The following is a 7,773-nucleotide window of genomic DNA, read 5'->3' on the forward strand; positions in this document are numbered from 1 at the left end:
TGCCCGGAAGAAGTTCCGAGCAGCACGAACGTGCCGCTCCGGTTCAACCACGGAGCGACGGAACGTTCAGCAGAAGTGAGACGAACGCCCCGCCGCTAGCGGAGCGTCCTCGTCACCGCGGCACAGGCCGCGCACGAAGCACCAGACATGTCGCCGATGCTACCGGAGCCGACGGCAAGTGATCCTTTGACGTCACTCCGCCGCAGACCTGCCAGCCACCCCCGCACCACACCCAGCCCCTGTCCCCCGTCACGCCCGGCCGAGTCAGCGCCGTCGGACCAGAACTCCCGCCTATCCGCGCGACCTCTAAGGCACGGCTACGTCGATGCGTAGTACCGCTGGCGAGCTTCTCTGACGTCCTCCGGGAAGGCGCCCACCAGGCCAAAGTCGGTGATCGAGTTATCAAGCTTCTCAACCGCCGTCTGCACTCTGGAGCTTCGCCGTGGTCCCAGTCTCGGGGTGCGGCCTCGCGCCGATGGTCGGCGGCTCCTTACTTTCCCCCGTCGGCGGAATGGAGCTGGAAGTCGACGACGACGCAACCAACCTGTCCGTCATCGGTGCGGCCGATCCAGACGGGGTAGGCCCCGTCGCCTTGGCCGGCACGGAAGGCGATGAGGTTCGGCTCGGGCTCCGGGCCGGGCAATTCGACGCTGAAATGGCTGTCGCTGTCGAGGGGTATGAAAAGATCCTCGTCCAGTTGGTCTTCGAGCACCGTCCGCGTCGCATCCATGAAAGCCGCTGTGCCGGTATCCACGCCAACCCCGTAGAACTGGCCCTCGCCGAGCAGCCCCAGGTCCTCGTCGGGCCGGAGGGCCATTTCCCACTCGCGGGGCGGGATGTCCAGGAACGTCACCTTGGCCGCGGCGACATTGACCCCGCGTGCCGTGCGCAAAAGCGACAGCGTGACCGGAAACTCGCCCGATGGCACAGCCACGGTCCGCGGGGTCTCTCCGATCCAGCCGGGGTCCGAGACCACCAGCTGCCCTGACGTGATCCGCAGCACGCCGGCGTCAACGGGCTCGACGACGGCCGGCCCGTCCGGAGTGTCGCACGCACCCGGACTGAACAGCTGCTCGATTCCGGTGGCGCGCAGCGGTCCCGACCCTTCGTTCACCGACGCGTCGTTCAGGACTACGGTCGTGGCGGGCTCGTGGCCCTGCTGGGCGAGGAACGGCGCGAACACCTGCCAGTCGCCGAATTCCGGTACGGGACAGAGGAAGCTTTCGACGGGCGCCGCGAACCGCCGCACGGGGACGCTCGACGGGCCGGATGTTCGAGCGTGCAGTGGCTCCGTCGACGCTCCCCTCGGCCCGGCGAACTCGGACTTCACCTCGACCTGCCCGTCGGCCGAGACGGTCGTGGTCTCCTGAACATCCCACTTATCGGACGAGTATTCCTGCTCGTTAGAAAACTGCCATCGGGTGTTCCAGCGAGCCAACAACATCCCCGTACTGTGCGGCTTGAGGTCGATCATCTGCATGCGCCAGGACCTGTCGTCGAACAGATACACACGCCACATGCCGCGCGGCCATCTTTCGACCAGTGCCAGCGGTTGCTCCCGCGCAGACAACAGAACCGCGTAATCCATCCCGGCAGCATGCTTGCGTGCCGCGAGCGCTCGCGATATCGGGTCCGGATGGGTCATTCCCCGATAGGAACCCCACATCTCGCCGTACGACACATCAAGACTGTCGAAGATCACAGCCGCACATCCCCCTCCCGTGGCACCAGCCACCCCGAGCAGTGGCGCTCGACGGGTGACCCCTGCCGCAACGCCCTGCCCTTCCGAAGCTTCGTCGTGCCGCCAGTCTGCCACTTGGGTGTGACACAGAGGATTGTGGGAGCCCGCAACCTGGGGTTACCGACGAAATGGGCCGCCCCAGGTGATGAAACATAGTCGGTTCGGCGCGATGAAATCCTGAACCCCATGGCCTACCGCAGCCGCCACCGCCTGTCGGCAAACGAACGAATGGTGACAGGTACGGCGGGCTGAACCTTCCCCTTGATCACGGACACCTGGAGACTGGGACGTGAGGTTCCAGAGGAAGTAGTGCCAGGTGGGAAGCAAGAGCAACCGCAGCAGGCGGTACACAGAGGAGTTCAAACGGGACGCGGTCGCGCTCGTGCACTCCTCCGGGAAGACCGTCACCAAGGTGGCCCGGGAGCTCGGGGTGAGCGCCGAGGGACTGCGGAACCGGGTCAAGCAGGACACGATCGACCGCGGGCAGGGAGCGCCGGGAGAGCTGACGACGGCGGAGCGCGAAGAGCTGCGCCGGCTGCGGAGGTTGGCCACCGAGCAGGCGGAGACGATCGAGGTGCTGTGAAAAGCGGCGGTCTTCTTCGCGAAGGAGAGCGATCGATGAGCGAGGTGTATGCGTTCATCGAGGCGGAGAAGACCACCCACGGCGTTGCTCTCCTGTGCCGGCTGCCGAGGGTGGCCCGCTCCTCCTTCTACGCGTGGCTGGGCGGTGAGAAGACCCGGCGGGCGAAGCAGGCCGCGGACGACGCCCTGGCGCACGAAATCACCGTGCTGCACCTCGCCTCCCGCGGCTGTGGGTGCCGATAAATCATCCGTCCAGGTCACGGCCTTGATCGGCCATCTCTGATGCGGCCGCCGGCCATCCCGCCGTCTTCACCCGGGCAGGGGAGGACGGCATCATGACGGGTCGTGCTGCCGCGCCTGGCCTACCTCGCCGCTACCAACCTCTTCACCCTGCTACGTCTCGTGCCGATGAGCGACCGCGAGAAGGACGTGGAGATCCGCGCCCTGCGGCACCAACCGCTCGTTCTGCAGCGCCAGGTCGCCCAGCCCGCGTTCACCGACACCGACCGTGCTGTCCTCGCCGGCCCGCTCCACCGCCTCCCCGTGGACAGGCTGCGTCACCTCCTGCCGCTGGTACGCCCCGACACGATCCTGCGCCGGCACCGTGACCTGCTCAAGCGACGCCATGCCGCAACCCGCGCGCCCAAGCGCCGTGGGCGCCCGCCCACCGTTCGCTCGATCCGCGTCCTGGCCCTGCGTCCGGCCCGCGAGAACGGCTCGTGGGGCTACCGCCGGATCCTCCCCCTGCGGCTTCGCCGCGGGAGGTACCCCCAGGCGAGCTCGCGGCGCTCGGCATCAAGGTCGCCGCCTCCACCGTCTGGAAGATCCCTCGCGAGCACGGCATCCCGCCTGCGCCCAAACGGCAGAGCACCACCTGGGCCGACTTCCTCCGCAGCCAGGCGGCCGCACTGCTCGCCTGCGATCTCTTCGAGACCCGGACGCCGACCGGGGCGCGGATGTACGTCTTCGCCGTCATCGAGCACTCCACGAGGCGCATCCGGATCCTGGGCGCAACGGCACACCCGACCGCGGAGTGGATCGTGCCGCTCGGCCGCAATCTCGTCATGGACCTGGAGGACGCGGGCAGCAACGCCAGGTTCCTGACCCGAGACCGAGACGCGAAGTGCACCGCGGCCTTCGACGCCCTGCCGGCCGACGCCGGCCTGAAGGTCGTCACCACTGGCATCCGGATGCCCCGGATGAACTCCCTCATGGAGCGCTGGATACAGACCTGCCGGCGCGAGCTCCTCGACCGCACCTTGATCCGGAACCAGAGCCACCTCCTGTACGCGCTCCGCGAGTTCGAAACCTTCTACAACGAGCACCGGCCACACCGAACGCTGAAGCAGGCCGCGCCCCTTCGCGCACTACCCGAACCGATCAGCGTGCCGGCGCACATCGGACACATGGAAGTCCCCCGACGGGACCGACTCGGCGGAACCCTTCGCGAGTACCGACATGCTGCTTGACCAGGCCGGATGATTTGTCGGCACCCGCAGAGCCGTATGACTCCACCGTCGCCTACATCGAAGCCCACTACCTCGTCGACTGACCAACGCACAAAGGCCCGGCAACCTGTGGCGGTCGCCGGGCCTCACCGCGCTGCTCGGGCCCTGCTCTGTCCCCCGGGCCGGACACCGGGCGAGGCATCGTGCGTTCCGTTGTTGGCGTTCCTGCGACCGCAGGAGCGGCGCCGACCGGTTGTTGCGAGCCCTCTTCCCGGTTCTCATGGGGACGATGTCGGTGTTGGGGTTAAGATCCGGGGTCCTGGCAGTGGGGAGGAGCTGGGTGGCGACGTCCGGGTTTGCGCGGTGGAAGGCTGGCTGGGCTTACGTCAGGGACTTTCTTGCCTCTGATGTAGACGAGGTCTATAGCCGCTGTGTGAATGCGGCTTTGGCGGATCCAAAGAGAGCGCGGCTGCTGGGGAAGCGCGCGGGAGTTACGGCAGATGCCGTCTGGCAGCACATGCAGCTCATGCCGAACGTCGACCGGGTGCACGCGGCGTCCGCCGAGCCGTTGGAAGCCGCTACGGAAGCGGCGGATGCTCTTCGAGATGTTCGTCAAGAACATCTCGATGCAGCCGAGACCACTGCGTGGAACTGGCGGGCAGTCTGTCTGGCGATGGTGGGCGTGAGCATCACCTTGGCGGGCTTGTGGGGCTTGTGGGCCGTGGCAGCCGTAGCGGTGGCGGCTGCGGTGGCGCTGTTCGTACTCACCCTGCGCGGTTCGGCTGCTTGGCCGAACCTGCGGCAGTGCCTTGTGACCGGGTGGCTGAGCCTGGGCGTGCTCGTGCTGCGGGTCCGGCTGGGGATCAAGGTAGCCGAGTGGGGACGGGAGTTGCGGCAGCGCGGAATGGGACCGGTCGTTGACAGGTCCATCCGCACCCTGCTGGGGGGCGATCCTGATTCCCTGCTGGTGCCTGACAGCTACGACGGTCTTCGCTCCCCGCGCGAACGCGGCTACGTCGTGGAAAGTGCCCCAGCTCTGCTATTAAAGCGGAAACTGGCACAGATTCAGTCGGGCACCATCGCGGTCTGCGGCCCACGCGGTGCAGGAAAGACCACCCTGCTGGAGACCTGCGTCGAGGACGCTGACTTCGGACTGCTGGCCCAGGCCCCGGCCACCTACGCGCCGCACGACTTCCTGTTGTCCCTGTCGGTGCAATTATGTGAAAAGTATGTCGAGGTTGAGGGCTACGACGTACCCGAGTTCACTCGCCTGTCCCATGTCCGCCGGCTGCTGCGCCGCATCTGGGCGCGGTGCCGGAAGCTGCTGCGCTGGTCGGTCTTTGCCCTGCCGACTCTGGCTTTCGTGGTCCTGGGCTCAGCCGCAGCGGTCCGGTCTGTGCCCCCTGAGCGTACGGCTGCTGCGTTCACGCGACTCGACAGGCACGTCGAAGAGATAGGTGCGCTGATCAAGGAAACCTGGCAGGGACAAGCGGCCGGGACAAGCGTCTCCCTGCTTCTTATCGCCGCCTTCTGGTGGAGGATGCGGCGAGCAGCCCGGTGGCACTTCCTCCGCCGTACCGCACTTGCCAGCGGTGCCGCCGTTGGCATCTTCCTCTGCCTCGGGAGCCTGGTGTCAACCCTGGCAGACAAGGGGGTGCAGCAGCGCATCGCCGAACTGTCTCCCGAGGTCAGCCTGCACGTGCTCGCTTACCTCGGCTTGTGGGCAATCTGCAGGAAGGCAGGCGAGAAGGGCTGGCGCCTTCCTGTGGGCGGCGCGCGGATAGCGGCCCGTAATCTGTTCGGCCCGCTCAGTAAGGTGTGGCTCTTCCTTCTTCTGATCTTCATCTTGCGCAATCCACAGACCCAGGCCGTCTTGGCCGACGCGGACAATCCGCTGCGGGTTGCGGCTGTGCTGATCGGCGTCATACTGCTGAAAGTGAGCGACTGGGAGCTGCGGCCGGCGGAGCCGGCGCTGGTGACGCAGTGCCGCAACCACCTGTACCGGCTGCAGACGATCCAGATGTCGACCGCAGCCATGACCACCGGCGCCGCGCAAGTGCTGACTCTAGGCACTGCCCACACCACCTCCGTCTCCACGGTCCCGCCGAACTTTCCTGAGCTGGTCACAGACTTCCGCGAACTGCTGTCGCACATCGCCGCGACCTACAGGAACCGCGGCGGACGCGTGGTAATCGCCATCGACGAAGTGGACCGCCTCGGATCGGACACCCAGGCCTTGGCCTTCCTCAGCGAAATCAAAGCCGTCCTCGGCGTTCCCCATGTGCATTACCTGATCTCCGTGGCCGAAGACGTCGGTGCCGCCTTCGTGCGCCGTGGCCTGCCTCACCGAGACGTCACCGATAGCTCCCTCGACGACGTCGTCTACGTCCAACCCGCCACCCTGGACGAGTCCCGGGCCATCCTCGCCCGGCGCGCCCCCGGCCTGTCGGATCCATATGTCATGCTGGCTCACGCCCTGTCCGGAGGAATCCCACGCGATCTGCTGCGCTACGGACGGCACATCATGGAAACGCAGGAGAAGACGCAGTCAGCCGAGCTGACCGATATCTCCCGCGGCCTGGTACTCCAGGAACTGGCCGAGACCCTGGCCGGTTTCCGCACCTTGCTCAGCAAACAGCAGTGGACACCCGACACCCACGACATCCTCAATGCGTTCCGCAACCTAGGTGCACACTTGCGAGGTGCTTGTCCTTGTACAGAACTCGAGATCCAGTTCGCCCTTGAACAGTTCGCGGTCCACTCAGCAAACGATCTCCGCAGCACCGCTCATCCCGCTCTGACAGACGATGCCCGGCAACTCATCGACGAAGCCGCCGCCTATGCTTACTTCTCCCTCACTCTCCTCGACATCTTTGCCGCCGAGGGCTTCGACCGCCGCCGCCAGGCCGCGGAAACACACGGCCCGAACGGGGACCCGGAACTCTTGGCCGAGGCGCGGCAGGAACTCGGTCTGTCGCCCTACAGCGCGCGCCCGCTGATCTCTGCCATCCGCGAGGCCTGGTCACTGCCACTGCAGCCTGCTCTGGCTGGTGGCGCCGTTCCACCGCCGAGGTCGAGGCGCTGCGACCACCACCCTCACCTGCTCTGAACAGGGGCCAGAACGCCGTGGGAATCTGACTGATCAGTGGTGGTACGCAGGCAGATGCTGTATGGGCGACGGGCTGACGCCGACTCGCGATCGCGGTCAGGAGGGCACCTTTGCGTGTTGCGCGCGGTGTACTCGGCGGGCGGCCGCGCTCTTCGCGTGCTGTCCGCCTCCAGAAGCCGCTCCTCGGCTACGCACCCGAATCCGACCAAGCCCACAACATGCGCCAGATCGCCAGGGGGCTCGCATGAGCAAGGCAGACGCCCTCGGCGGATCCGCCACCTTCGACGCGGTCGCACAACCCCTCAGCAGCCGAGCGGCCTCCTTCGCCGCATTCGCCGGCCACAGCACCACCAACACGGACAACTCCAACGGAGACCTGGACACCCCGCGACTCCGCGTCGACCAACTCGCCCGCAACCCCTACAACCCCCGGGGAGAGCTCAAGGCCATCGAAGAGATGGCCGACAGCCTCACCGGACGAGGCGTCATCCAACCCCTCACCGTCGTCACCCGCCGCGCCTTCCTCGAAGCCCACCCCGACCACGACGACGCCCTCGGCTCCGCCGAATACGTCGTCGTCGACGGTAACCGCCGCCTCGAAGGCGCCAAACTCGCCGGCCTCGACGACGTCCCCGTCCACATCGACGACTCCCTCGCTGAAAACGCCGACACTCTCCTGGAGACCGCCCTCACCGCAGCCGTCCAGCACGAGGACCTCGACCCACTCGACGAAGCCAAAGCCCTCCAACGCCTGGTCGAAGTCCACGGCTCCCAACGCGCCGTCGCCAGAGCCCTCGGCAAATCCAGCGGCTGGGTCACCCAGCGCCTGGCCCTCCTAACAAGTCATCTCATTTGGCGAGTCGGCGGTAGCAGATGAGAGTGCAGGCGATGCT

The 7,773-nt window shown here is 66.7% G+C and carries 6 protein-coding genes and 1 pseudogene; 5 read left to right on the forward strand and 2 right to left on the reverse strand.

Going from position 1 to position 7,773, the window contains the following annotated elements; translation table 11 throughout:
• Positions 1-490: 490 nt before the first annotated feature.
• A complete protein-coding gene (locus ABD335_RS27615; RefSeq protein ID WP_344328373.1) occupies positions 491-1,702 on the reverse strand; it encodes a DUF4241 domain-containing protein in 1,212 nt (403 codons plus the stop codon).
• A 355-nt stretch (positions 1,703-2,057) separates the two neighbouring features.
• Between ABD335_RS27615 and ABD335_RS27620 the strand changes: the two genes are divergently transcribed.
• Both ABD335_RS27620 and ABD335_RS27625 read left to right on the forward strand, forming a co-directional pair.
• Entirely contained in the window at positions 2,058-2,324 is a 267-nt protein-coding gene (locus tag ABD335_RS27620; RefSeq protein WP_344328375.1) for a transposase, read from the forward strand.
• 35 nt (positions 2,325-2,359) lie between these two features.
• Positions 2,360-2,566 carry a hypothetical protein gene (locus ABD335_RS27625; protein ID WP_344328378.1) on the forward strand — a complete coding sequence of 69 codons (207 nt, stop codon included), beginning with the start codon at positions 2,360-2,362 and terminating at the stop codon, positions 2,564-2,566.
• 150 nt (positions 2,567-2,716) lie between these two features.
• Here the strand turns inward: ABD335_RS27625 and ABD335_RS27630 are convergent, their stop codons facing one another.
• Positions 2,717-2,950 carry a hypothetical protein gene (locus ABD335_RS27630; RefSeq protein ID WP_344328385.1) on the reverse strand — a complete coding sequence of 78 codons (234 nt, stop codon included), beginning with the start codon at positions 2,948-2,950 and terminating at the stop codon, positions 2,717-2,719.
• Between ABD335_RS27630 and ABD335_RS27635 the strand changes: the two are divergent.
• The 3 genes and pseudogenes from ABD335_RS27635 to ABD335_RS27645 all read left to right on the forward strand — a co-directional run bounded on the left by ABD335_RS27635 (position 2,867) and on the right by ABD335_RS27645 (position 7,757).
• A pseudogene (locus ABD335_RS27635) lies at positions 2,867-3,792 on the forward strand (integrase core domain-containing protein). The gene ABD335_RS27630 and the pseudogene ABD335_RS27635 sit on opposite strands and share 84 nt — an antisense overlap.
• 505 nt (positions 3,793-4,297) lie before the next feature.
• Positions 4,298-6,880 carry a P-loop NTPase fold protein gene (locus ABD335_RS27640; protein WP_344328380.1) on the forward strand — a complete coding sequence of 861 codons (2,583 nt, stop codon included), beginning with the start codon at positions 4,298-4,300 and terminating at the stop codon, positions 6,878-6,880.
• A 244-nt stretch (positions 6,881-7,124) separates the two neighbouring features.
• Positions 7,125-7,757, forward strand: a complete 633-nt coding sequence (locus tag ABD335_RS27645) for a ParB/RepB/Spo0J family partition protein (protein WP_344328383.1) — start codon at positions 7,125-7,127, stop codon at positions 7,755-7,757.
• Positions 7,758-7,773: the final 16 nt, after the last annotated feature.

The sequence above is a fragment of the Streptomyces macrosporus genome (assembly GCF_039533145.1).
Lineage (GTDB): Bacteria > Actinomycetota > Actinomycetes > Streptomycetales > Streptomycetaceae > Streptomyces > Streptomyces macrosporus.

What these genes read in the sequence shown, in the direction of transcription:
- ABD335_RS27625 (WP_344328378.1), top strand. Translation starts at nt 2,360, where the DNA reads ATGAGCGAGGTGTATGCGTTCATCGAGGCGGAGAAGACCACCCACGGC.
- ABD335_RS27630 (WP_344328385.1), bottom strand. Translation starts at nt 2,950, where the DNA reads ATGGCGTCGCTTGAGCAGGTCACGGTGCCGGCGCAGGATCGTGTCGGG.
- ABD335_RS27640 (WP_344328380.1), top strand. Translation starts at nt 4,298, where the DNA reads ATGCCGAACGTCGACCGGGTGCACGCGGCGTCCGCCGAGCCGTTGGAA.
- ABD335_RS27645 (WP_344328383.1), top strand. Translation starts at nt 7,125, where the DNA reads ATGAGCAAGGCAGACGCCCTCGGCGGATCCGCCACCTTCGACGCGGTC.